Consider the following 20,441-nt stretch of genomic DNA (forward strand, 5'->3'; position numbering starts at 1 on the left):
GATGTTGTTCAAATACAGGGTAGGATTTATGAGCGCACTGCCATCCGTCATCGACAGATTTGTAGATTACTACGCCGATCTGGATAACCAGCCCCCCTCGGCGCTTGTCGCGCTCTATGATGCTAACGCCATACTTTTCGATCCTTTTGGCGAGCACAAAGGACTGTTTTCGATCCAGCGCTATTTCATGCACCTGCTGGCTAACGTCGACTCATGCCGTTTCACCCTCGATCCCCCTCTGTATGACGCCCGGCGTTTTGTCGTGACATGGACCATGCACTGGTCACATCCGCGGATGGCCGGAGGCGGAACGCTCTCTTTGCCGGGGTGCTCATTCGTGGAAATTGAGGACGATATGATCGTTCGCCAGCGCGATTACTACGATGCCGGAGAGATGATTTATGAACATCTTCCTCTGCTGGGCTGGGCCGTACGCGGCGTGAAGAAGAGGGTACGCAGCGGGTGATACCGCCTGATGGACGGGCTTTTTTCTTCATCCTCTCGAACACTGGCAGCCGAAAGTCATCGCTCAGATGAATGATTACCAGTTTAAAATCGTCAAAATTTCCGGTGATTTTATCTGGCACGCCCACCCGGAGACCGATGAAGCCTTTATTGTTATCGAGGGCGTTTTACGGATCGATTTTCGCGACGGGCATATCCTCATTCATCCGGGAGAGATGTACGTGATTCCCAAAGGCGTTGAGCATAAAACCTCTGCGGAAGAGACGGTGAAAATGATGATGATCGAGCCTTGCGGCGTCCTGAGTACCGGACACGAAGGCGGAGCGCGCACCGCTGAAAACGATGTCTGGATCTAAGGTTATCCGGCAGGGATGCCAGAAAAAAACGCGGGAGAATGCTATTATCAGGCAGCATCTGACATCCTGAGGAACACTTATGAGCAACGACGTACCGATTAAATATTATGACATCGTGGATGAGTACACGACGGAAGCCGCCACCCCGGTAAGCGAAGCCGAACGCGATCCGCTGGCGCTCTATTTCCAGCTGCTGATCACCCGCTTGATGAATAACGAAGAGATCAGCGAAGAGGCGCAGACCGAGATGGCGGTGGAAGCGGGTATCAACGCGCAGCGTATCGATGATATTGCCAATTTCCTCAATCAGTGGGGCAATGAGTAGTTCCTGCGTGAAAGACGTAGTCTGCGCAGGCGTTGTGCTTTACACTGCGCGCGGCAAAAATTGAGTTGATAAACGATTAATTGGGCGGTAACGGCGATGGCGATGAACGGAACAATCACAACCTGGTTTGAAGATAAGGGGTTTGGATTTATCAAAGATGAAAACGGCGACAACCGCTATTTTCATGTGATTAAGGTCGCCAACCCTGATCTGATTAAGAAAGATGCCGCGGTGACGTTTGAACCCACCACCAACAACAAAGGGTTGTCGGCGTTTGCGGTTAAAGTGATACCGGAAAGCAAATACATCTTCATTGATGGCGAGCGTCATAAGATCACCTCCATCAAGTCTTACCTGGTGTACAGCGAAGAAGAGTCTGCCGACACCAAACTGGATAAAGAGGTGCTGTCGGTGAAGAGCCTGATGGGAAATATCGCCCCAAAATCAGCCGCGAAAACAGGCGAGATGCGCACGTTGAAAAAACTGGCGATCACCACCTTCCAGGGCAAAACGTTTATTTTCTCCGAAGATGAAATCGACATTGATGCTACGGTAAAACAGCTTAAGAACCTGATGTAATCTGCACTGCCGGGGGGCGGCTACGCCTTACCCGGCCGATATGGTAGGCCCGTGCAAGCGCAGCGCCGCCGGGCACTACCCCTGGTTCATCCGATGTTCACCTGCGTTTAAGGCCTCACGGTCAAAAAAACGCTGGATCACACCTCCCGCCATAAACGCCGCCCGATCCGACATATGGGCAATCACATCCGCATCATGGCTCACCAGCAGGTAGGTCATTCCGTGCTGCTGTTTCAGGCGATTCAGCAGGTTGAGAATTTCGGCCTGCACCGACATATCCAGCGCCGAGGTGGGCTCATCAAGCAGCAGAAGCTGCGGGCGTAACAGCAGCGCCCGGGCAATTGCCACACGCTGACGCTGCCCGCCGGAGAGCTGGTGGGGATAGCGCTTGCCCGCATCGGCAGCCAGCCCCACCTGCTGCAGCGCCTCCGCCACCTTTTCCGCTATCTGCGTTTCACCGTGGATCCGTAACGGCTCCGCCAGGGTGCGCGAGATGGTGTGATTGGGGTGCAGCGAAGCCCAGGGATCCTGAAACACCATCTGTACGTTGCGGCGCAGCGAGCCGGTAAAACGTACCCCGGGCTGGAGTTTGTCGCCCAGCACCTGAATATTGCCGTGCCACTGGCGCTGTAGCCCGGCCAGCACCCGCAGAATGGTCGATTTCCCGCAGCCCGATTCACCGATCAGGCTGAAGGTTTCACCTTGCTCAATCGTAAAGCTGGCGGCAGAAACCGCCGTTTTTTCCCCGAAGGTCACCTGTAGCTGTTCTACGTTAACGAGTGCCATGAGTCACCTCCTTCCAGGGCTGAGTGCGGTCGAGCGTCGGCAGCATCTGCCCGAACGTGTTGGCAGCAGGGCGGCAGGTCCACAGCGTTTGCGTATAAGGATGGGTGGCCTGAGGCAGCTGGCTCGCTGCCATCTCATCCACCTTTTCGCCCTGATACATCACCAGCACGCGATCGCAATGCTCCGCCACCAGCGGCAAATCGTGGCTAATCAGCAGCATCGCCATCTGGCGTTGCGCGCACTGCTCCACCAGCAGCTCGAGGATCTGGTTACGCAGGCGGGCATCGAGCGCGGAGGTGGGTTCATCGGCAATCAGCACCCGCGGGTTGTTGATGAGCGCAATGGCAATCATCACCCGCTGGCCCATGCCGCCGGAGAGTTCCCCCGGATAGCGGCTGAGCACCGCGTCGGTCAGACCCACGGCGTGGATCATCTCGTGGATGCGCTCCAGCCGTTCCCGTCGCGACAGTTTCTGGTGCAGGGTTAAGGCCTCATCCAGCTGCGCCAGCACATTTTTTACCGGGTTAAGGGCGTAGCGCGGATCCTGAAGCACCATCGCAATCTCGTTACCGCGAAGTTGTCGCCAGCCGCGCGGCGACAGGTTAGTGAGATCGTGCCCCAGCACATTGAGCCGCTGTGCGCTGACCCGGCCTGGCTTGCGCACCAGCCCCATCAGTGCCCGGGCGGTCATCGACTTGCCCGAGCCGGATTCCCCGACCAGCGCCAGCCGCTCATTGCCCAGGGTAAAGCTGACGTTGTTAACCACCCGCGCGGCGGGATAATCAATCGTCAGGGAATCGACAATAATGCGGGGTTCAGTCATGTTGTGGCTCCAGCACGTCGCGCAGGCCGTCGCCCAGCAGGTTAAAGGCCAGGCTGGCAATCAGGATCGCTCCGCCCGGAATAGCGGCAATCCACCACTGATCGAAAATGACCTGCATCCCGTCGGCAATCATCGCCCCCCATTCCGCCATCGGGGGACGTGCGCCGAGGCCGAGGAAGCCCAGCCCGGCCGCCGCCAGGATAATCCCGGCCAGATCGAGCGCCAGGCGCACGATGGCCGAGGGCAGACACAGCGGCAGAAGATGCCCTAGCAGCAGGCGAAAACCGCGAATGCCCATCATTTCGGCCGCCGCCAGATAGTCGCTGTGGCGCAGACGCTGGATCTCGCTGCGCGCCTGCCGGGCGTAGGCCGGCCAGGTGGTTAACGCCAGCGCCAGCGCGCCGTTGACCAGCCCCGGACCGAGCATGGCGACAAAGGCAAAGGCGAGGATCAGCCGCGGCATCGACATCACCACGTCGGTAAAGCGCATTAACACCCGCTCCAGCCAGCCGCCGTAGTAGCCGGATAAAATTCCTACCAGCAGCCCGGCGGGCAGGGTGATAACGGTGACCAGCGCCACCAGTCCCAGCGCCGGACGGCTGCCATAAATTAAGCGTGAGAGCAGGTCGCGGCCGTAGCTGTCGGTGCCGAGCCAGTGCTGGGCATTGGGGGCCTGCAGTCGTGCAGCGGCGTCCTGCCAGTTCGGATCGACCGGGGCCAGCCACGGGGCGAACAGCGCCACCAGCAGCAGCAGGGTAATGATGACCAGCCCGCAGAATGCCGCCGGCGAGCGGCGCAGACGTCGTAAAAACAGATAAAACGGCATCAGCGCACCCTTGGGTCAGTGAACCGCACCAGCAGGTCGGTCAGATTATTGATCAGCACGAAACAGACGCCGATCAGCAGCGTTCCGCCCATGATGGCGGTGGTATCCCCGGCGAACAGGGCGGTGGTGAGGTAGCGACCAATTCCCGGCCACGAGAAGACGGTCTCGGTTAACACCGCGCCCTCCAGCATGCTGGTGTAGGCCAGCGCAATCACGGTGAGCAGTGTGCTGCGAATATTGGGCAGCACGTGGCGCAGCAGAATGGTCATCTCACCCGCCCCTTTGGCTCGTGCCAGCAGGATGTACTCTTTGTTCATCTCGCTCAGGCACGCGGAGCGCGTCAGGCGGGTGATGCTCGCCAGCGAATAGTAGGCCAGCAGCAGCACCGGCAAAACCAGATGGCTGACGGCGTTTTTAAAGGCCGCCATGTCGCCGGAAAGCCAGGTGTCGATCAGCGCAAATCCGCTGCGCGGCTCAACGGTATATTGCCAGATATCGTCCAGCCTGCCGGGCCCGGCGCTCCACTGCAGCTTCGCGTAGAACAGCGCCAGCATCAGTAGCCCGAGCCAGAAAATGGGCACCGAGTTGCCTAGCAGGGTGAGGGTGCGGATAACCAGGTCGAGCGGCGAACCGACATAACGGGCGCACAGCACCCCGGCCATCACCCCCAGCAGGGAACCGAGGATCAGCGCCAGGGTGGCCAGCTCCAGGGTGGCCGGGAAGGCGTGCAGCAGATCCTGCAGCACCGGCTGCCCGGTGGCACTGGCGGTGCCGAGGTCGCCCTGCACCAGATTAACCAGATAGTGCCAGAACTGCACCGGCAGCGGCCGATCCAGCCCGAGCTGGTGGCGAACCTGATCGTAGGTGGACTGGCTGGCATGATCGCCGACGATCTGCAAAACGCGATCGACCGGCGAGAGCGCAGAGAGCGCAAAGGTCACGAGCAAAAGCCCGAGCAGCGTGAGGAACAGGGTCAGCAGGCCCTGGAGCACGCGGGTGGAAAGATGTGGCATGGGAGATCTCTTCATGCCGGGTGGCGGCTTCGCCTTACCCGGCCTACAAAATATCATCGTGCGTGGAGAGGTTTTGTAGGCCCGTGCAAGCGCAGCGCCGCCGGGCGATGATCGCATGTACGTGGCCGACATACTGGGCTATTTCGTGACCTTATCGTACCAGACCATATCCGCATTGAGCCCCTGCTGATAACCCTTCACGTTATCACGCACCACAATCTGGGTTTTGCCCTGATCGACAAACACGTACGGCGAGGTCTGCTGCAGCTGCTCCTGCATCTGCTTATACAGGTCGAGGCGTTTGGCCGGATCCGGCTCGGCCACTGCCGCCAGCGTGGCTTTGTTGAGTTCCGGGATCTGCCAGCCGTTAAGCCCGGCCACGGTGCTGGATTTGCCGTCATTCCACGCGAAGGCGCTGGCGTTGGAGTGGGCGTCGAAGTAATCCGGGATCCACAGACGGATAGCGGCCTGGTGCTGTTTGGCCCGCACGCGGGCATACACCTGGCTACCGGCCGCTGGCAGGAGCTCGATCTTCACGCCACCCTGGGCAAAGCTCGCCTGCATCGACTGGGCGATAGTGATAAACGGTGGTTTGTTCTCCACATCGAGGGTGAAGTGCGCGTCTTTGATACCCGCTTTCGCCAGAATCTCTTTCGCTTTGGCCGGATCAAATTTGAACGGGTTATTCTCCAGAGCGCCTGGCAGGCCTACCGGCAGGAAGCTCTGGTGGACAAAGTACTGGCCTTTCAGCAGATCTTTGGTGATGCCTTCATAATCCACCAGCCAGCGTGACGCTTCCCAGAAGGCCGGGTTATTCAGCAGGGGGTTGGCGCTGTTGCCAGCGTTAAACACCAGGTAGTTCTGCTCCGCAGAGGGGATGCTCAGCACGGTGACGCCCGGTTTGCCGGTGAGGGCACCCACCTGGTCAGCACCGAGATCGCGGGCGACATCGGCGTCACCCTGCTCGATCAGCAGGCGACGGGAGGCCGGATCCGGCACGTTTTTGATAATAATATTTTTCAGCTTCGGCGCGCCGCCCGGCGCACTGGCGTTGGCTTCCAGCACGATGGCCTGATGCGGCTGGTAGACGCGCATTTTATACGCGCCGCTGCCTGCAGAGTGCATCTTCAGCCAGGCGTTGCCAAAGTCATCGCCTTTGACATTGGCGGTGACCAGCTTTTCATCCACGATGGAGGCAATCGGCGTGGAGAGGATATTCAGCGCAACGGCCGGACTCACGTCTGCCGTCCAGTGCAGCTGCAGCGTGTGATCATCCACCTTTTTCAGCTGGCTGGCGATGTTGCCCGGCTCCCAGCCCAGCATGTTAAGAATAAAGGCCGGGGACTTGTTCAGGGTGATGGCGCGGGTATACGAGAAGATGACATCTTCCGCACGCAGCGGGTTGCCGGAGGCAAATTTCGCGTCCGGCTTCAGCTTGATGGTCAGGGTTTTTGCTGCCGCATCCGCCTCCCAGCTTTCGGCCAGGATCGGGGTGATTTTTTCCGGGTTATCGCGGTCAGGCTGCACCAGGCGCTGATACAGGCTGGGCACGGTCTGGATACTGGAGAGCTCGTTGGCTTCGGCCGGATCGAGGCTCACAATGTCATCCAGACCCTGAGCGACAACCAGCGTATCAGGTGGCGTAGCGGCATGGGCGGTTGCTGTCAGCGCAGCCAGCACCAGTAACGGCAGTAGTTTTTTGGTCATAACGATCCCTGAACGTCTTGTTTTTGATTGTTTTATAGACCGTTACGTTAGGGGGGCGGACAGAAATTAGGAAAGTCTTAATTCTGCTTAGCTTATTCCCGTAGCGCATAATGAATTATTTATAGTTATTAGCGGGGCCAGCGGTACCGTTATGCAGGCAATCCTGTATTGTGAAATAACAATCTATTAACAAACAAAAGGGGGAGAGCGTGCCGGAAATCAATATCTGGGGGCAGACCGTTAACGATCCTGTTCCCGGCTGGCAGGGGGCCAGCGTGTTGGAGCGTGGGGTACTGGAAGGGCGTTTTTGCCGTCTTGAACCGCTGGATGCGGTAGAGCATGCGGTGGATCTGTTCGAGGCGTACGCGCTGGGCGACGACAGCGACTGGACCTGGCTTGCCAGCAATCAACCTGCCAGCGTAGAAGCTACCGTCGACTGGTTGCAGGTCAAGGTGCAGGATGAGGGACTGGTGCCTTTTGCGGTGATCGATCGCCGCAGCGAGCGCGCCGTTGGGCTGGTCTGTTACATGGCAATTGAACAGCAGCTGGGCTCGGTGGAGATTGGTCATGTCACCTGGTCGCGGAAAATGAAAAACAGCCCGCTCGGCACTGAAGCCGTCTGGCTGCTGCTGAAGTATGGCTTTGAACGGGGCTACCGTCGACTGGAGTGGAAGTGCGATTCGATGAACATTGCTTCGCGTCGGGCCGCCGAGCGGCTGGGCTTTGTCTGGGAAGGGCGGCTGCGGCAGAAACTGGTACGTAAAGGCCGCAACCGCGACAGCGATATGTTATCCATCATTGACAGCGAATGGCCGGAGCGGGACGCGGCCATTCGCGGCTGGCTGGCTGCGGATAATTTTGATGCGGAGGGACGACAAATCAGACGCCTAGAGACGTTTCATGTGCGCCCGGAAACCGCCTGATTTCCCGGCAATCTGAACGTATTCCGAAAAGGTTATTTTACTGGTTAAATATACAGTTAAAAGGCGATTTTTTAGACGATACGGGAGTAATATAGCGGCGGGTGCCTGATGCTTTCTGAGCTCAGGCAGGCGTGGTGGGCCAGAAAGCAAAAGCCCCGGAGATGTTTCCATCAACCGGGGCTACCACTCCAAACCCAAACAATTTGGATGGTAGCCTCTTCTTAGCAAGGAGGCAATGACATGCTTAACAAGTACGCCTTTGCGGCGATCCTGGTACTGGGTTTAACTGTGCTGGGCGTCACGTTTCTGGTTCACGAGCAGTTATGCGAGCTGAGCTTTAAGGAGCGTGATGTGGAAGTGAAAGCTGTTCTCGCTTACGAAACGAAGAAGTAGCGGTACGCGGGGAGCAATCCCCGCTTATCCGGTTGTCGGTTTGGTTCGGGCACCCGTTTTTTTGCCCCGTCTGGTGATGAGCCGGACGGGGCATTTTTATTTATGGTAGCGGCATCCTAAACGTATTCTGAAAACGTCATTTTACTGGTTAAATACACAGTTTAATGGCGCTTTTTTCAGCGATACGAGAGTAATATTGCGGCGGGTGCCTGATGCTTTCTGAGCTCAGGCAGGTGTGGTGAGTCAGAAAGCAAAAGCCCCGGAGATGTTTCCATCAACCGGGGCTACCACTCCAAACCTAGACAATTTGGATGGTAGCCTCTTCTTAGCAAGGAGGCAATGACATGCTTAACAAGTACGCCTTTGCGGCGATCCTGGTCCTGAGTTTAACGGTGCTGGGCGTCACGTTTCTGGTTCACGAGCAGCTATGCGAAGTGAGCTTTAAGGAGCGCGATATGGAAGTGAAAGCTGTTCTCGCTTACGAAACGAAGAAGTAGCGGTATGCGGGGAGCAATCCCCGCTTATCCGGTTGTCGGTTTGGTACAGGCACCCGTTTTTTTGCCCCGTCTGGTGATGAGCCGGACGGGGCATTTTTACGTTCTTACTCGTTCAACGGTCTCCTGCCAGGCTTGCCAGCGGCTCTGCAACCGGGCGTGACGCGCCATGTCGGGTGTAAAAGTGACATGTTCCGGCAGATACTGGCGCAGCTGCGCGGTGGTCAGGTTAAACAGCGCCTTACGGGCCAGCAGGGCGGCCCCCATCGCGGAGAGCTCCGGCACGTCGCTGCGCATCACCGGACAGCCGAGCAGGTCCGCCTGATACTGCATCAGCCAGTCGTTTTTCGTCGGCCCGCCGTCAACCATCAATCCGTTGAGGGTAAAGCCCGGATGGACCCGCATCGCCTCAACGACGTCGGCAATCTGATAGGCGATCGATTCCAGGGCCGCGCGGATCAGGTGCGCCCGCTTCACGCCCCGGCTCAGGCCGTGGATCATGCCGCGTGCGTTTTCATCCCACCAGGGGGCGCCAAGACCGGTCAGCGCTGGAACAAAATAGACGCCGAGGGTGGAGTCCACCGAGCGGGGCAGGGTGTTCAGCTCATGGGCCAGCTCCGCCTGCGACAGCTCACTTAAGCCGGTGCTGTCCGCCATCCATGCCACCGCATCGCCGGTGTGCGGAATATTGCCCTCAAGGCCGTAGACCAGGGTGTCGCCATCATGCCACGCCACGGTGGTGGCCAGCGCGCTAACGTCGCAGCGGGCGGAGGAGACCGGTGCCATCACCGACGAACCGGTGCCGTAGGTCGCCTTCACGCAGCCTTCGGCACCCAGACCATGGGCAAAGAGCGCAGCGTGGGAGTCGCCAATCATCGCCATCACCGGCAGTCCGTCAGGGATCGACGGACAGCCGCAAGTGTAACCAAACAGTCCGCTGGAGGGCTTGATATCCGGTAGCGCCGCGCGCGGGATGCCAAACAGCGCCAGCATCTGCGGATCCCAGTCGGCGGTATGCAGGTTCATCAGCTGGGTGCGGGCGGCGTTGGCGTGGTCGCAGCTGAACGACAGGCCCTGGGTCAACTGCCACAGCAGCCAGCTGTCAACGGTGCCGAGGCAGATCTCCCCCCGGGCGGCGCGCTGCGTGCCGTCGGGGGTATTATCCAGCAGCCAGCGCATTTTAGAGGCCGAGAACAGCGGGGCGATGGGCAGGCCCGTTGCCGCCTTGATCTGCGGCCCGTAGCCATTTTCCCGTAGCTGATGGCAAAAGGACGCGGTGCGGGAACACTGCCAGCTGAGCGCCGGAGCAATGGGCTTGCCGGTTGCCCGATACCAGCCCACGACGGTTTCACGCTGATTGCTGATCGCCAGCGCGGCAACTCTCTCCGCCCCAACGGTGGCAATCGCCCGGGCCACCACCTCGAGGGAGGCCTCGACCAGCAGTTCAGCAGACTGCTCCACCCAGCCTTCGTGCGGGGTCTGGATCGCCAGCGCCCGGGAGAAGCTCGCTACCACATGACCGCTTGCGTCCAGCGCCACCGCTTTGGCGTTGGTGGTACCCTCGTCGAGGGCAATAATAATGTCCTTGCTCACCGACATTGCGGCCTCCTGCCCTTAACGATGGAGATAAGTTGAAACGCCGAGGTAACGGGTGAAGGCTTCATGCAGGATCTCCGCGCTGGCAGAGTGGTTCATCGCCACGTGATGCTCAAAACCGTTGCGGCAGATCCAGTTCAGCAGGTTCTCCAGATGCGGGACCTGGATCACCGCCCGGCAGCCCACCGTATCCAGCGGATCGTCCACCGACTGGCCCTGGCCCACGTAGGCTTTGATTTCTCCGGTCAGATCGTCGGTGCTCAGGCGGAAGTAGGTCAGCGGGCCGCTTTTCAGACGACCGTGGACCGCGCCGCAGGTGTTCTCTTTCCCGACCGTGGTACCGATGATGTCGGCGGTGCCCATGTGCGGGGATTCGAGGCTGGAGGCGGCGAAGTTACCGCAGTGGAACAGGACACATTTGTCGCGATCGTCGCCGAAGTTGTTGTTCCAGTCGGCAATGGAGGCCGGATTCATATTGCTGCTGGCCAGGGCATACATGGAGAGGGCCCCCATCACGTCCACCTCGCAGGCGCTAGGCATCAGCTGGCCGGACATCACGCTCATGATCGAGCAGACGTTAATACCGAGGTTCTCCTGCAGGGAGGTCCAGCACTGGATGGCGGTGGTGTCGATGTCGTTGGCCACCACCCACTCGCTGATCACCACAAACAGCTTGGCCATAGTCACCAGCTTGTCGGCCGGAATGCGGCTGGCGTCGGCGTTGTCGATCAGAATCCGGCGTTTTTCATCCACGCGGATATCGTCATCGCGCAGGGTTTTAATGCGGGTAAAGACTTCGGACAGATCGAGAGTTTCCACGGCAATGCCCAGTCTTTCCAGCAATTTCTCGCTGTAGCGCACGGTGTTAAAGCCCGCCGGACGGGCACCAATAGCCCCCACGCGCACTCCCCGCATGCTGCTCACCACGCGGCACACCTGCTCGAAGCGCTTCAGATCCTGTTCAAACACCTCGCCGGTGAGGGCGCAGACGTGCTGGGAGGTGAGGGTAAAGGGAATGCCGTACTGACGCAGGTTGTTGCACAGGGAGATCTTGCCGCAGAAGCTGTCGCGGCGGGTCGCCAGCCCCATTTTATCGAGGTTATCTTCCTCGGCCTGCACCAGCACCGGCACGTTCAGGCCAGAAAGACGCAGGGTTTCTGCCACCGCTTTTTCATCGCCAAAGTTCGGCAGCAGCACCACCACGCCATGAATGCGATCGCGATGGGCGCGAAACAGCTCGGCGCACACTTTGGCATCCTGACGGGTTTCGACGCCGCCGAGTTCGGTCTGGCTCGGATCGAGCATCACGGTGTTGATCCCCAGGCGGCCAAACAGGGCGATCGCCTGCTCGCGTGCTTCTGCCACCAGATAGCTCGGGAAAAACCCACGGTTGCCGATGATCACGCCCATCGTAAGTTGTTGAGGAATTCGGGACATTGCTTCTCTCTCCAGTAAGATGTTGTTGTTATTTTCAGCAAATCTGTCGCGTCAGCATTTCCCGGGCGTGTTTCACCACCCCAGCGACATCAATCTCATGACGTGCCCGCGTTGACGCTCTGTCGGCGGCAATCGCGTATTGTCCATCCGGGATCCCCAGACGTTTCAGCGGCACGGCGCATCCGGCCTCGGCCAGCACTTCCGCTACCAGACTGCCGACGCCGCCGTTGACGTTATGCTCCTCGACGCTCACCACCGCCTTGCAGGGGGCGATTGCCGCCAGCAGCTGTTGGGTATCACAGGGACGAATAGATGGAACGCTGATAACAGTGGCGTCAATACCTTCTTCCGCGAGTTGTGCGGCGGCTTCCACTATTTCATGCACCGTCGATCCCATCGCCACCAGCGCCACGTCGTGGCCGGTGCGCAGGACGTCAATCTTGCCCGGGGCAAAACGGTAGCTTTCATCGTGCAGTTCCGGCAGATTTTTGCCGTCGAGACGGATATAGACCGGGCCCACATGGTCGAGGGCGTAGTCGATGATCTGGCGGCACTCGTTCGGGCTCGACGGGGCGTAAATTTCGATATTGCCGAAGCCGCGCATAATGGCGATATCGTCGATGCTGTGGTGGGTACTGGCGAGCGGGCCGTAGCTGGCGCCGGCGTTCAGGCCGAACAGCTTCACGTTAGTGTTGTTGTAGCAGACGTCGACTTTGATCTGCTCGTTGGCACGTGAAATCAAAAAGGGCGCGGCGTTACAGGTGACGGCGATCTTGCCGCCAATCGCCAGACCGGCAGCGGCGCCCACCAGCGTCTGCTCGGCGATGCCGACGTTAACCAGCCGGCCCGGGAAACGCTGCATAAAGGGGGCGATTTTCGCCGTGGAGGTGGAGTCTGCCACCACCGGCACCAGGTCCACGCCGCGTTCGACGGCGTCAATAAAGGCATTAACCATCACCGTGGCAAGGTGTTCGCTATTACTCATCTTTCAGTTCCTCCAGCGCCAGTTCAACTTCTTCCCCTTTCGGCACGCGGTGGTGCCATTCAGGCCGTCCCTGAATAAATGAAATTCCCGCGCCCTTGGTGGTATGGGCAATCACCACATGCGGCTTGCCGTTGGGCTTCAGTCCTTCCAGCGTGGCGACCACATCCGCCATGTCATTGCCGTTGCAGCCGGTCACTTCCAGGCCGAAGGCTCTCCACTTCTCATCCAGCGGATCGGTGTTGAGGATCTCTTTGGTAGAGCCCGCCAGCTGGAGGTTGTTTTTGTCATTGATAATAAAAAGGTTATCCAGCTGATAATGAGCGGCGACCAGCGCGGCTTCCCAGTTGCTGCCTTCCGCCAGCTCACCGTCGCCGGTCACCACAAACACCCGACGCTTGCTGTTGTTGCGTTTCGCGGCCAGGGCGATCCCCACCGCTACCGGCAGACCATGTCCCAGCGCGCCGGTATTCAGCTCAATGCCAGGGGTTTTGTGTTTCACCGGGTGGCCCGGCAGGTGAGAGTCGGCATGCTGATAGGTGGAGAGCCACTCGACGGGAATAAACCCGGCCTCGGCCAGCACGCAGTAATACCCGCCCACCGCATGGCCTTTTGACTGGATATAGATATCGCGCTCATCGCTGTCCTTCAGCTGCGGGGAGCAGTTCAGAATGCGAAAGTAGAGGGCGGTCAGCAGTTCGACCTGCGAAAGATCGGCGCCGGTATGGCCGCCCGCCGGGCTTTCGGCATTCAGCACAATGATCCGGCGACGAATCGAACGCGCCCGGGTTTCGAGCTCCGCGACGGAGAGCGAAAACGGATTCATAACATACCTCCTGAATTTATAATCTATTGTGAATAATTATTCCAGCCGGGTACGTTTTTTCCCTGTTCTCTCTGTCAGAGCAGGGATTTATGACCGCTTTGAATATATATTCAATGCTGATTTATTATTCATGATAGTAAGATATGCCCTGCTCTGGGGTTTGTCTACGGTTTGCGCAGGCAAATTTCGAAGAAAAGCGAAAAGGATCACATTTGCCCGGCGGATCGCGACGGCGCTTGCTTGTTAAATATTCAGGGATGAATAAAAATAACGACAGTCGATTAAGGGGAACGTTATGTCGAAGCAGGTGCTGAGCCCGGAAGAAGACCCGGTCATCGGCATGGAGCTGGCGCAAATCCGCGCCTGCCCACAGGTGATTGCCCTGGCGGGCTGAGCGGAATAACGCAATCGCGGTGCGCCATACCGCTGCGTAATACTGTTTTTACGCCAGTTGTTTCAGAATGATCCTCGTCGATAGGGGACTAATGGCGAAGAATCAGAAGGACACATTTATCGTTGCAGGGTCGCCGGTCTACATAAGGGCTGTAAAAGGCTATAAAGAAAATGGTTTAGTAAGACCTAAGGCAATTGTAGTAATTTTTATTTTAAAGGGTTACGAAGGCAGACTAATAAAATATGTTGACCTCAGTCATGCCGGATTAATGGCCGTTTAAATACCAATATGAATTGTTTAAATATTAGCTATGCTAACGAAAATAGATAGGTGCTATGTTTAGCGCTTAACGATGTGAAATATGATAAACGAGATCAATGTATTATCTATTTTTATTGAGCACATAAACAATTGTACAATTTTACGCAGTTGATATGATAAATCCTTCTTATTGGAGGGATTAAATGTCGAATGGAATAAATCGCGGAGGTCTGCGGTTATTGACCCTTGGTGAAATTAACCTGGCCCGCACGCTCTACGCTTTTAGTATTCGTTATAACGAAGTATGGATTCACCGCAGCAGCTACCTTCCTTTCAATATGCAGGCGAACAACGTCGCCATGGCGCCAAACGGCGAAATATATTTTCAGGAAGGGGTGTATGAGCCTGATTTTTCACAGCCACACGTCAAAAATGATCGCATAGGCGGTCAGCACATATTTCTGCATGAAATGATGCATGTCTGGCAACACCAGCGCGGGATGATGGTAAGAACGCGTGGCGCATTCTCATGGGCTGTTGATTACAACTATGAGCTCAATAAACCAAATTTGATGGACTACGGCATAGAAAATCAGGCATGTATCGTGAGTGATTACTGGTTGCTCAAAACCTATGGATTCTGTAATCGAAACGACCTGTATCGCCTCAAAAACTATGACTCGTCAGAGCCTACCCTCAAACTTATGGCTCGATATCAGAAAGTGCTTGGGAGTTTCCCGCATTGAAACGCTACTTATCCTTGATTCTGTTATCTGTAACCCTTGTCGGATGTGGTAAAGGTGATCGTGCAGCCCCCTGGCGCTCAATCATCGTTGATAAGGGGCATGTTTGCTTTTCGGTGGATAAAACCGACGTCCTGAGTCGCTATAACATTTCTTCAATGCAGGGCGGAGAATACAAAGAATTTGCCACTAATGAGCACGTTTCTTTCTCCTGGCCAGACTCCTGTTTAAATCTGATGCTTAGGCCGGGTTATACCTATGGCGTGTCGTACACGCTGAATGGTTCAAATTATCGCTACGTGTTCTTTATCGACAATGACTGGAACGTCTCAAGTAATCAATAAGGGAAATAACGATGTCATTACCAGCTTATATGTATCTCTATGATGAAAATGGACAGCTGATCAAAGGCAGTTGTATAGCGCTGGACCGTGAGGGTGCAATTGAAATTATGAACAGCAGTTACGGTGTGTACCAGAACACATGCCGCAACACGGGTAAACTTATGGGCTCGCGCGAACACAACGCTTTTACCCTGCACAAAGAGATTGATAAAACCTCGCCATATTTTGCGGTTGCAGTCTGCCAAAGTAAGCGGCTGCAAAAGGCAGTGATACATTATTACGACATCAACGAGGCTGGCATTGAATACGAGATTTACAGAATTACGCTTACCAGCATTGTGATCATGTCAGTTAATGCTTCTCATGCTTATATCCCGGGCTCTCGCACGCCAGGAATGATGGAGAATATCGCAATTTCCTATTCAGGAATTGAGTGGTTTTATATCGAAGGGAATATCAAGTATGACGATGACTGGAGCCGCCCAGTGGGTTACAACCAGCAGAAAAAGTAGCATGGAGTGCAGCGATAAGGCCGGTTTCCATAATTCCCGCCAGATGGAGATTGCTTTAATCATTGATGATGTACAGGTTATCCAGCGGGTAATGCGCAGCGACCAGCGCGGCTTCCCAGTTACTGCCCTCGGCCAGTTCACCATCCCCGATCACGACAAACACCCGACGTTTGTTATTGCTGCCTTTTGCCGCCAGTCGGCCCCTTAGCAGGGAGTGCAGCGCCATAACCGGGGTTTGTCTACGATTTGCGCAGGCAAATTTCGAAGAAAAGAGAAAAGGATCACATTTGCCCGGCGGATCGCGACGGCGCTTGCTTGTTAAATATTCAGGGATGAATAAAAATAACGACAGTCGATTAAGGGGAACGTTATGTCGAAGCAGGATGAACAGCGACTGCTGGTTAAGATCGCCACACTTTACTACAGCGAGAATAAAAAGCAGTCCGAGATTGCCTCGCTGCTGCATCTCTCGCAGTCCTTTGTCTCACGGGCGCTGACCCGCTGCCAGAAAGAGGGGCTGGTCAAAATTACCGTGGTGCAACCGACCAACATTTTTGTCTCGCTGGAAAAGGCGCTGGAAGAGCAGTATGGCATCCGCCAGACCATCGTGGTGGACGTGGGGGAGAACCCGTCCAGCGCCCAGATTAAGCACGCCATCGGCAGCGCGGCGGCGCACTATGTTGAAACCCGCCTGCGCCCGGAAGATCTGGTCGGGATCTCCTCCTGGAGCAGCACCATCCGCTGCATGGTGGATGAGATGCACCCGCAGAATATCCGCGCCGCCGGGGTGATCCAGCTGCTGGGCGGCGTCGGGCCGAACGGCAACGTGCAGGCGACGATCCTCACCCAGCAGCTGGCGGCGCACCTCGGCTGCCCGGCAGGGCTGTTGCCGTCCCAGAGCATTGAGCACTCGGTGGAGGAGCGCGCCCGGCTGGTGAGCAGCCCGGACGTGGCGGCGGTGGTGGGCAAATTCGCCGAAGTGGACGTGGCGATTGTCGGCATCGGCGAACTGGAGCCGTCGCAGCTGCTGAAAAACTCCGGCAACTACTACAACGAAGATATGCTCAAACTGCTGGCCGAGCGCGGGGCGGTAGGGGACATCTGCCTGCACTACTACGATGCGAAAGGCGAGCCGGTGCTGAGCCCGGAAGAAGATCCGGTGATCGGCATGGAGCTGGCGCAGATCCGCGCCTGTCCGCAGGTGATTGCCCTGGCCGGTGGGGAAGAAAAGCGCAACGCCATTCGCGGGGCGCTGGAAGGGAAGTACATCGACGTGTTGATCACCGATTACCCGACGGCGCGGAGTTTGTTGAAAGCGTAGTTTTGCCCGGCGGCGCTTCGCTTGCACGGGCCTACAAAACTGCCGTTGACCTTGTAGGCCGGGTAAGGCGAAGCCGCCACCCGGCACAAAGACCGCACAACCGCGCTACTTTCCTTCCATCACCGCCTTTTGCGCCACCACCGCCGCTTTCTGCTGCATCCGGTTTTGCATCTGGTCGATGATCACCGCCACGATAATCACGATCCCTTTGATCACCATCTGCCAGAACTCGCTGACCCCCATCATCACCAGGCCGTCGGCGAGGAAGCCGATGACGAAGGCGCCAATCAGGGTGCCGAGAATGGTGCCGCGGCCACCGGCCAGCGAGGTGCCGCCCAGTACCACCGCCGCGATGGCGTTCATCTCAAACGCGGTGCCGTTGGCCGGGTGGCTCGCCAGCAGCTGCGCGGAGACCACAATCCCGGCGATGGCGGCGCAGAACCCCGACAGGGTATAGACCAGCACTTTCACCTGCTTGACCCGCACTCCGGAGAGTTCTGCCGCGCGTTCGTTATCGCCGATGGCGTAGACGTGGCGGCCAAACGGCAGGCGGCGGGCAATGTAGGCGATCGCCAGCGCCAGGACGATCATCATCCAGATGGCCCACGGGATGCCGAGCAGCGTGCCGGCGCCAATCTCATCGAAGCCGGTATTCCCCAGCTGCGGGTTGCCTGACAGGCCCGGGAAGGTCTGGCCGTCGGAGGTGAGCATCGCCGCCCCGCGCAGCACGTACATGGTGCCAAGGGTGCAGATAAAGGGCGCGACGTTATAGCGGGTGATGATCCAGCCGTTAACCGCCCCGATAAGTGCGCCAATCAGCAGCACGATGGGCACAATCACCCATACGCTCGGGAAGATAGCGATGCCGAACATCGGCAGCACAATCCCTTTGGTGATCATCCACCCGGCGATCATCCCGCACAGCCCCAGCGTGGCGCCAATCGACAGGTCGATCCCGGCGGTGATGATCACGAAGGTGATCCCCAGCGCCAGAAACGCGTTGATGGCGATATGCTTAATCATGATCACCAGGCTTCCGGCAGAGAGAAAGCCTGGCACGGTCATTGTGAAAAAGCCGACAATCAGAAACAGCGCAATGAAAGTGCGCATCTTCAGCAGCAGCAGAAGTAATTTTTCCCGGGAAGGCGCGGCCCCTTTTTGCGGCGTCAGCGCGACAGACTGTGTCGTTTTCATCTTAGAACCCCTGAGCACTTGCGGTGACCAGCGCCGATTCGTCGGCCCGATCGCGAACAATATCGGCGGTCAGTTTGCCGCCGGACATCACCAGAATGCGGTCCGATACCGCCATAATCTCTTTCAAATCCGAGGTGGAGAACACCACCGCGATGCCCTGCTGCGACAGCTGCACCATCATGCGAAACACGTCCGCTTTGGCACCCACGTCGATGCCGCGCGTCGGCTCATCAAGGAACAGCACCTTCGGATTGGTCAGCAGCGAGCGGCCAATCACCACTTTTTGCTGATTGCCGCCGCTGAGCGCCTGGATCTCGACTTCCGGGGTGGAGACCTTGATCGACAGATTGCCGATGGTGCTGGCCACCACCTCCTGCTCCGCTTTCTGCGCGATGGTGAAACCGCGCTGCAGACGGCGCCACAGGCTGGCGATGGTCAGGTTGCTGGCCACCGACGAGCCGGGGAAGATCCCGGTGCGTTTGCGGTCTTCCGGCACCAGGCTCATCCCCATGCGGATGCGCTCGGCGGTGGTGAGCCGCTGCGGCACCGGTTTACTGTCGAGCCACAGTTTGCCCAGATAGTTGCGCTCGGTGCCGAGCATGCACTCGAACAGCTCGGTACGCCCGGCACCCATCAGGCCGTAGATGCCGACGATCTCCCCGGCGTTCACCTGGAAGCTGACGTCGTTGACCACCGTATTTCCGGCGGCATTGACGCAGGTGATGTGTTCCGCCTCCAGCACCGGCGCGCCGAAGGTACGGCCCGGCTCAAGGAAGTTGCTTACCGGATCGCTGCCGAGCATTTCGCGCACGATCCAGGGCACGTCGATATCCTGCACCTTCGCCTCGGCCTGGAATTTGCCGTCGCGCAGAATGGTGATCACATCGCCTATCGCCATCAGCTCTTCCAGCCGGTGGGAGATATAGATGATGGTGACGCCCTGGCGGGTCAGCTCGCGGATCACCCTAAACAGGATCTCCACCTCGGTTTTACTCAGCGCCGAGGTGGGCTCGTCGAGGATCAGGATGTCGGCATCCTCGGCCAGCGCCTTGGCTATCTCGATCAGCTGCTGCTGCCCGACCTTCAGGTTGCCCACCAGCTCCCGCGGGGAGATGGGCTGATCGAGGCGTTTCAGCAGCGCCGCGGTGCGGGACTCCTGCTCCGCCTCGTTAATCGGCGTCACCCCTTTTTGCAGCTCGCGACCGAGAAAGACGTTCTCCGCCACGTTGAGGTTTTCAAACAGGTTCAGCTCCTGGTGCACCATGCCGATCCCGTGGGCAGCGGCATCCCGGGTGTTAGTGAACGCCACCTGCTTGCCGTTGAGCCACATCTCGCCGAGGCTGGGCTGTTGCACCCCGGCAAGGATCTTCATCAGCGTCGATTTTCCGGCGCCGTTCTCGCCGATAATGACGTTCACTTTGCCGCGCCAGACGCGGTAATCGACCTTATCCAGCGCCACGGTGCCGGGAAACAGCATCGAGATGCCGCGGGTGCTGAGGATAATGTCCTCTGCCGGGTTATCGCTCATCACGGCGCCTCCTGTGTCAGTTCCAGCGCCGCCGCTTCATTCGCTTTGCCGCCCGTCAGGGTGGTGGCGAACATCACGGTGGCATTTTTGCCGCTCCAGCTGTCATCGACTTTTGGCAGATGTTTCACCGCCTCGCGGTTTAACGCCCGGGAGAGCTGGGCGTACTGCACCTGATTGGTAAATTCATCGAAGCGGAAGCCGGCCGCGTCGCGGATGGCGTTGCCGCGCATCACCGGCCCGGTCTGGATCTGAAGCGGCTGGCCGTTCACCGTCATCACCAGTTTCTGCTCGTTGGCGCTGCTGGCCTCCACACGCTCCACTTTGCCGCTGAGGCGCACGAAGACACTCTGCGCTTTGTCAGACGGCGTTTTCAGCTGGGTGGAGAGGGCGCTGGCGTCCAGCGCATGATTTTTGGCGGCGTCGAGGATCCGCGGCTGCCAGGTTTGTTGCGCGATCTGCTGTGGGGTCTGGTTGTCAAAGCTCGCTTTGGCGTTGGGATCGGCAGGCATGATTGGCTTGCCGTTCTCATCCAGATCCACCACGGTGCAGGCCGTCAGCAACAGGGCGGCTGCGCCTGTCAGCGCGGCGCCCCATTGTTTTAACCGCATACTGC

23 protein-coding genes and 2 pseudogenes are annotated in these 20,441 nt (G+C 57.9%); 12 read left to right on the forward strand and 13 right to left on the reverse strand.

Going from position 1 to position 20,441, the window contains the following annotated elements; genetic code table 11:
* The first annotated feature begins 28 nt into the window (after positions 1-28).
* From ES815_RS15345 to ES815_RS15360, 4 genes and pseudogenes are all read left to right on the forward strand, one after another.
* Complete coding sequence (locus ES815_RS15345) at positions 29-466, forward strand: nuclear transport factor 2 family protein (protein WP_142488542.1); 438 nt, start codon at positions 29-31, stop codon at positions 464-466.
* 40 nt (positions 467-506) lie between these two features.
* Positions 507-821: pseudogene (locus tag ES815_RS15350) on the forward strand (cupin domain-containing protein); the annotation flags it as partial.
* Positions 822-900: 79 nt separating this feature from the next.
* On the forward strand, positions 901-1,146 hold the full coding sequence (locus tag ES815_RS15355; RefSeq protein ID WP_142488543.1) for a YmjA family protein: 246 nt from the start codon (positions 901-903) through the stop codon (positions 1,144-1,146).
* 96 nt (positions 1,147-1,242) lie between these two features.
* Positions 1,243-1,725 (forward strand): cold-shock protein, encoded by a 483-nt coding sequence (locus ES815_RS15360; protein ID WP_142488545.1) that lies wholly within the window; start codon positions 1,243-1,245, stop codon positions 1,723-1,725.
* A gap of 75 nt (positions 1,726-1,800) precedes the next feature.
* Here ES815_RS15360 and ES815_RS15365 read toward each other — a convergent pair whose 3' ends face one another.
* From ES815_RS15365 to ES815_RS15385, 5 genes are all read right to left on the reverse strand, one after another.
* Positions 1,801-2,511, reverse strand: a complete 711-nt coding sequence (locus tag ES815_RS15365; RefSeq protein WP_142488546.1) for an ABC transporter ATP-binding protein — start codon at positions 2,509-2,511, stop codon at positions 1,801-1,803.
* Positions 2,498-3,334, reverse strand: coding sequence for an ABC transporter ATP-binding protein (locus tag ES815_RS15370; RefSeq protein ID WP_142488547.1), 837 nt, complete (start codon positions 3,332-3,334; stop codon positions 2,498-2,500). The genes ES815_RS15365 and ES815_RS15370 overlap by 14 nt, the downstream gene beginning before the upstream one ends.
* Positions 3,327-4,160: an ABC transporter permease gene (locus ES815_RS15375; RefSeq protein WP_142488549.1), complete on the reverse strand. Its 834-nt coding sequence runs from the start codon at positions 4,158-4,160 to the stop codon at positions 3,327-3,329. The genes ES815_RS15370 and ES815_RS15375 overlap by 8 nt, the downstream gene beginning before the upstream one ends.
* Positions 4,160-5,173 carry an ABC transporter permease gene (locus ES815_RS15380; protein WP_142488551.1) on the reverse strand — a complete coding sequence of 338 codons (1,014 nt, stop codon included), beginning with the start codon at positions 5,171-5,173 and terminating at the stop codon, positions 4,160-4,162. Before ES815_RS15380 ends, ES815_RS15375 begins: the two co-directional genes overlap by 1 nt.
* Before the next feature lie 138 nt (positions 5,174-5,311).
* On the reverse strand, positions 5,312-6,880 hold the full coding sequence (locus ES815_RS15385) for an ABC transporter substrate-binding protein (protein ID WP_142488553.1): 1,569 nt from the start codon (positions 6,878-6,880) through the stop codon (positions 5,312-5,314).
* A 209-nt stretch (positions 6,881-7,089) separates the two neighbouring features.
* Here ES815_RS15385 and ES815_RS15390 point away from each other — a divergent pair, with 209 nt between their 5' ends.
* The 3 genes from ES815_RS15390 (at position 7,090) to ES815_RS15400 (ending at position 8,693) form a co-directional block, all read left to right on the forward strand.
* A complete protein-coding gene (locus ES815_RS15390) occupies positions 7,090-7,803 on the forward strand; it encodes a GNAT family N-acetyltransferase (protein ID WP_142488555.1) in 714 nt (237 codons plus the stop codon).
* 240 nt (positions 7,804-8,043) lie between these two features.
* Complete coding sequence (locus ES815_RS15395; protein WP_142488557.1) at positions 8,044-8,196, forward strand: Hok/Gef family protein; 153 nt, start codon at positions 8,044-8,046, stop codon at positions 8,194-8,196.
* Between the two features lie 344 nt (positions 8,197-8,540).
* Positions 8,541-8,693 carry a Hok/Gef family protein gene (locus ES815_RS15400; RefSeq protein WP_142488559.1) on the forward strand — a complete coding sequence of 51 codons (153 nt, stop codon included), beginning with the start codon at positions 8,541-8,543 and terminating at the stop codon, positions 8,691-8,693.
* Between the two features lie 96 nt (positions 8,694-8,789).
* Here ES815_RS15400 and ES815_RS15405 read toward each other — a convergent pair whose 3' ends face one another.
* The 4 genes from ES815_RS15405 to ES815_RS15420 are packed head-to-tail and all read right to left on the reverse strand — an operon-like array spanning position 8,790 to position 13,531.
* On the reverse strand, positions 8,790-10,289 hold the full coding sequence (locus ES815_RS15405; RefSeq protein ID WP_142488561.1) for an FGGY family carbohydrate kinase: 1,500 nt from the start codon (positions 10,287-10,289) through the stop codon (positions 8,790-8,792).
* Positions 10,290-10,304: 15 nt separating this feature from the next.
* Complete coding sequence (locus ES815_RS15410) at positions 10,305-11,723, reverse strand: L-fucose/L-arabinose isomerase family protein (protein WP_059308548.1); 1,419 nt, start codon at positions 11,721-11,723, stop codon at positions 10,305-10,307.
* Between the two features lie 34 nt (positions 11,724-11,757).
* Entirely contained in the window at positions 11,758-12,708 is a 951-nt protein-coding gene (locus ES815_RS15415) for a transketolase family protein (RefSeq protein WP_142488563.1), read from the reverse strand.
* Positions 12,701-13,531 (reverse strand): transketolase, encoded by an 831-nt coding sequence (locus tag ES815_RS15420; protein ID WP_142488565.1) that lies wholly within the window; start codon positions 13,529-13,531, stop codon positions 12,701-12,703. Before ES815_RS15420 ends, ES815_RS15415 begins: the two co-directional genes overlap by 8 nt.
* Before the next feature lie 485 nt (positions 13,532-14,016).
* Here ES815_RS15420 and ES815_RS15425 point away from each other — a divergent pair, with 485 nt between their 5' ends.
* The 4 genes from ES815_RS15425 to ES815_RS15440 all read left to right on the forward strand — a co-directional run bounded on the left by ES815_RS15425 (position 14,017) and on the right by ES815_RS15440 (position 15,785).
* Entirely contained in the window at positions 14,017-14,205 is a 189-nt protein-coding gene (locus ES815_RS15425; RefSeq protein WP_142488567.1) for a hypothetical protein, read from the forward strand.
* Positions 14,206-14,389: 184 nt separating this feature from the next.
* The gene (locus ES815_RS15430) at positions 14,390-14,932 is read left to right on the forward strand and encodes a type IV secretion protein Rhs (RefSeq protein ID WP_142488569.1); all 543 of its coding nucleotides are present in this window, start codon (positions 14,390-14,392) and stop codon (positions 14,930-14,932) included.
* Positions 14,929-15,273, forward strand: coding sequence for a putative T6SS immunity periplasmic lipoprotein (locus ES815_RS15435; protein ID WP_142488571.1), 345 nt, complete (start codon positions 14,929-14,931; stop codon positions 15,271-15,273). Before ES815_RS15430 ends, ES815_RS15435 begins: the two co-directional genes overlap by 4 nt.
* Positions 15,274-15,284: 11 nt before the next feature.
* Complete coding sequence (locus ES815_RS15440; protein ID WP_142488573.1) at positions 15,285-15,785, forward strand: Hcp family type VI secretion system effector; 501 nt, start codon at positions 15,285-15,287, stop codon at positions 15,783-15,785.
* A gap of 58 nt (positions 15,786-15,843) precedes the next feature.
* Here ES815_RS15440 and ES815_RS15445 read toward each other — a convergent pair.
* Positions 15,844-15,981: pseudogene (locus ES815_RS15445) on the reverse strand (transketolase); the annotation flags it as partial.
* Positions 15,982-16,155: 174 nt separating this feature from the next.
* Here ES815_RS15445 and ES815_RS15450 point away from each other — a divergent pair.
* Positions 16,156-17,106, forward strand: a complete 951-nt coding sequence (locus ES815_RS15450; RefSeq protein ID WP_142488575.1) for a sugar-binding transcriptional regulator — start codon at positions 16,156-16,158, stop codon at positions 17,104-17,106.
* Positions 17,107-17,211: 105 nt separating this feature from the next.
* On the opposite strand, the gene ES815_RS15455 is transcribed toward ES815_RS15450, so the two are convergent.
* From ES815_RS15455 to ES815_RS15465, 3 genes are read right to left on the reverse strand one after another with little or no spacing between them, the layout of a single operon-like run.
* Positions 17,212-18,300: an ABC transporter permease gene (locus ES815_RS15455; RefSeq protein WP_142488577.1), complete on the reverse strand. Its 1,089-nt coding sequence runs from the start codon at positions 18,298-18,300 to the stop codon at positions 17,212-17,214.
* Position 18,301: 1 nt separating this feature from the next.
* Complete coding sequence (locus ES815_RS15460) at positions 18,302-19,828, reverse strand: sugar ABC transporter ATP-binding protein (protein ID WP_185902339.1); 1,527 nt, start codon at positions 19,826-19,828, stop codon at positions 18,302-18,304.
* Positions 19,828-20,436 (reverse strand): DUF2291 family protein, encoded by a 609-nt coding sequence (locus tag ES815_RS15465; protein WP_142488579.1) that lies wholly within the window; start codon positions 20,434-20,436, stop codon positions 19,828-19,830. The genes ES815_RS15460 and ES815_RS15465 overlap by 1 nt, the downstream gene beginning before the upstream one ends.
* Positions 20,437-20,441 lie beyond the last annotated feature (5 nt).

The organism is Leclercia adecarboxylata (assembly GCF_006874705.1).
In the GTDB taxonomy this organism is placed as follows: domain Bacteria; phylum Pseudomonadota; class Gammaproteobacteria; order Enterobacterales; family Enterobacteriaceae; genus Enterobacter; species Enterobacter adecarboxylatus_C.

Bases quoted from the DNA above. Each gene is read 5' to 3' on its own strand.
- ES815_RS15345 (WP_142488542.1), top strand. From the start codon at position 29: ATGAGCGCACTGCCATCCGTCATCGACAGATTTGTAGATTACTACGCC.
- ES815_RS15355 (WP_142488543.1), top strand. From the start codon at position 901: ATGAGCAACGACGTACCGATTAAATATTATGACATCGTGGATGAGTAC.
- ES815_RS15360 (WP_142488545.1), top strand. From the start codon at position 1,243: ATGGCGATGAACGGAACAATCACAACCTGGTTTGAAGATAAGGGGTTT.
- ES815_RS15365 (WP_142488546.1), bottom strand. From the start codon at position 2,511: ATGGCACTCGTTAACGTAGAACAGCTACAGGTGACCTTCGGGGAAAAA.
- ES815_RS15370 (WP_142488547.1), bottom strand. From the start codon at position 3,334: ATGACTGAACCCCGCATTATTGTCGATTCCCTGACGATTGATTATCCC.
- ES815_RS15375 (WP_142488549.1), bottom strand. From the start codon at position 4,160: ATGCCGTTTTATCTGTTTTTACGACGTCTGCGCCGCTCGCCGGCGGCA.
- ES815_RS15380 (WP_142488551.1), bottom strand. From the start codon at position 5,173: ATGCCACATCTTTCCACCCGCGTGCTCCAGGGCCTGCTGACCCTGTTC.
- ES815_RS15385 (WP_142488553.1), bottom strand. From the start codon at position 6,880: ATGACCAAAAAACTACTGCCGTTACTGGTGCTGGCTGCGCTGACAGCA.
- ES815_RS15395 (WP_142488557.1), top strand. From the start codon at position 8,044: ATGCTTAACAAGTACGCCTTTGCGGCGATCCTGGTACTGGGTTTAACT.
- ES815_RS15400 (WP_142488559.1), top strand. From the start codon at position 8,541: ATGCTTAACAAGTACGCCTTTGCGGCGATCCTGGTCCTGAGTTTAACG.
- ES815_RS15405 (WP_142488561.1), bottom strand. From the start codon at position 10,289: ATGTCGGTGAGCAAGGACATTATTATTGCCCTCGACGAGGGTACCACC.
- ES815_RS15410 (WP_059308548.1), bottom strand. From the start codon at position 11,723: ATGTCCCGAATTCCTCAACAACTTACGATGGGCGTGATCATCGGCAAC.
- ES815_RS15415 (WP_142488563.1), bottom strand. From the start codon at position 12,708: ATGAGTAATAGCGAACACCTTGCCACGGTGATGGTTAATGCCTTTATT.
- ES815_RS15420 (WP_142488565.1), bottom strand. From the start codon at position 13,531: ATGAATCCGTTTTCGCTCTCCGTCGCGGAGCTCGAAACCCGGGCGCGT.
- ES815_RS15425 (WP_142488567.1), top strand. From the start codon at position 14,017: ATGGCGAAGAATCAGAAGGACACATTTATCGTTGCAGGGTCGCCGGTC.
- ES815_RS15430 (WP_142488569.1), top strand. From the start codon at position 14,390: ATGTCGAATGGAATAAATCGCGGAGGTCTGCGGTTATTGACCCTTGGT.
- ES815_RS15440 (WP_142488573.1), top strand. From the start codon at position 15,285: ATGTCATTACCAGCTTATATGTATCTCTATGATGAAAATGGACAGCTG.
- ES815_RS15450 (WP_142488575.1), top strand. From the start codon at position 16,156: ATGTCGAAGCAGGATGAACAGCGACTGCTGGTTAAGATCGCCACACTT.
- ES815_RS15455 (WP_142488577.1), bottom strand. From the start codon at position 18,300: ATGAAAACGACACAGTCTGTCGCGCTGACGCCGCAAAAAGGGGCCGCG.
- ES815_RS15460 (WP_185902339.1), bottom strand. From the start codon at position 19,828: ATGAGCGATAACCCGGCAGAGGACATTATCCTCAGCACCCGCGGCATC.
- ES815_RS15465 (WP_142488579.1), bottom strand. From the start codon at position 20,436: ATGCGGTTAAAACAATGGGGCGCCGCGCTGACAGGCGCAGCCGCCCTG.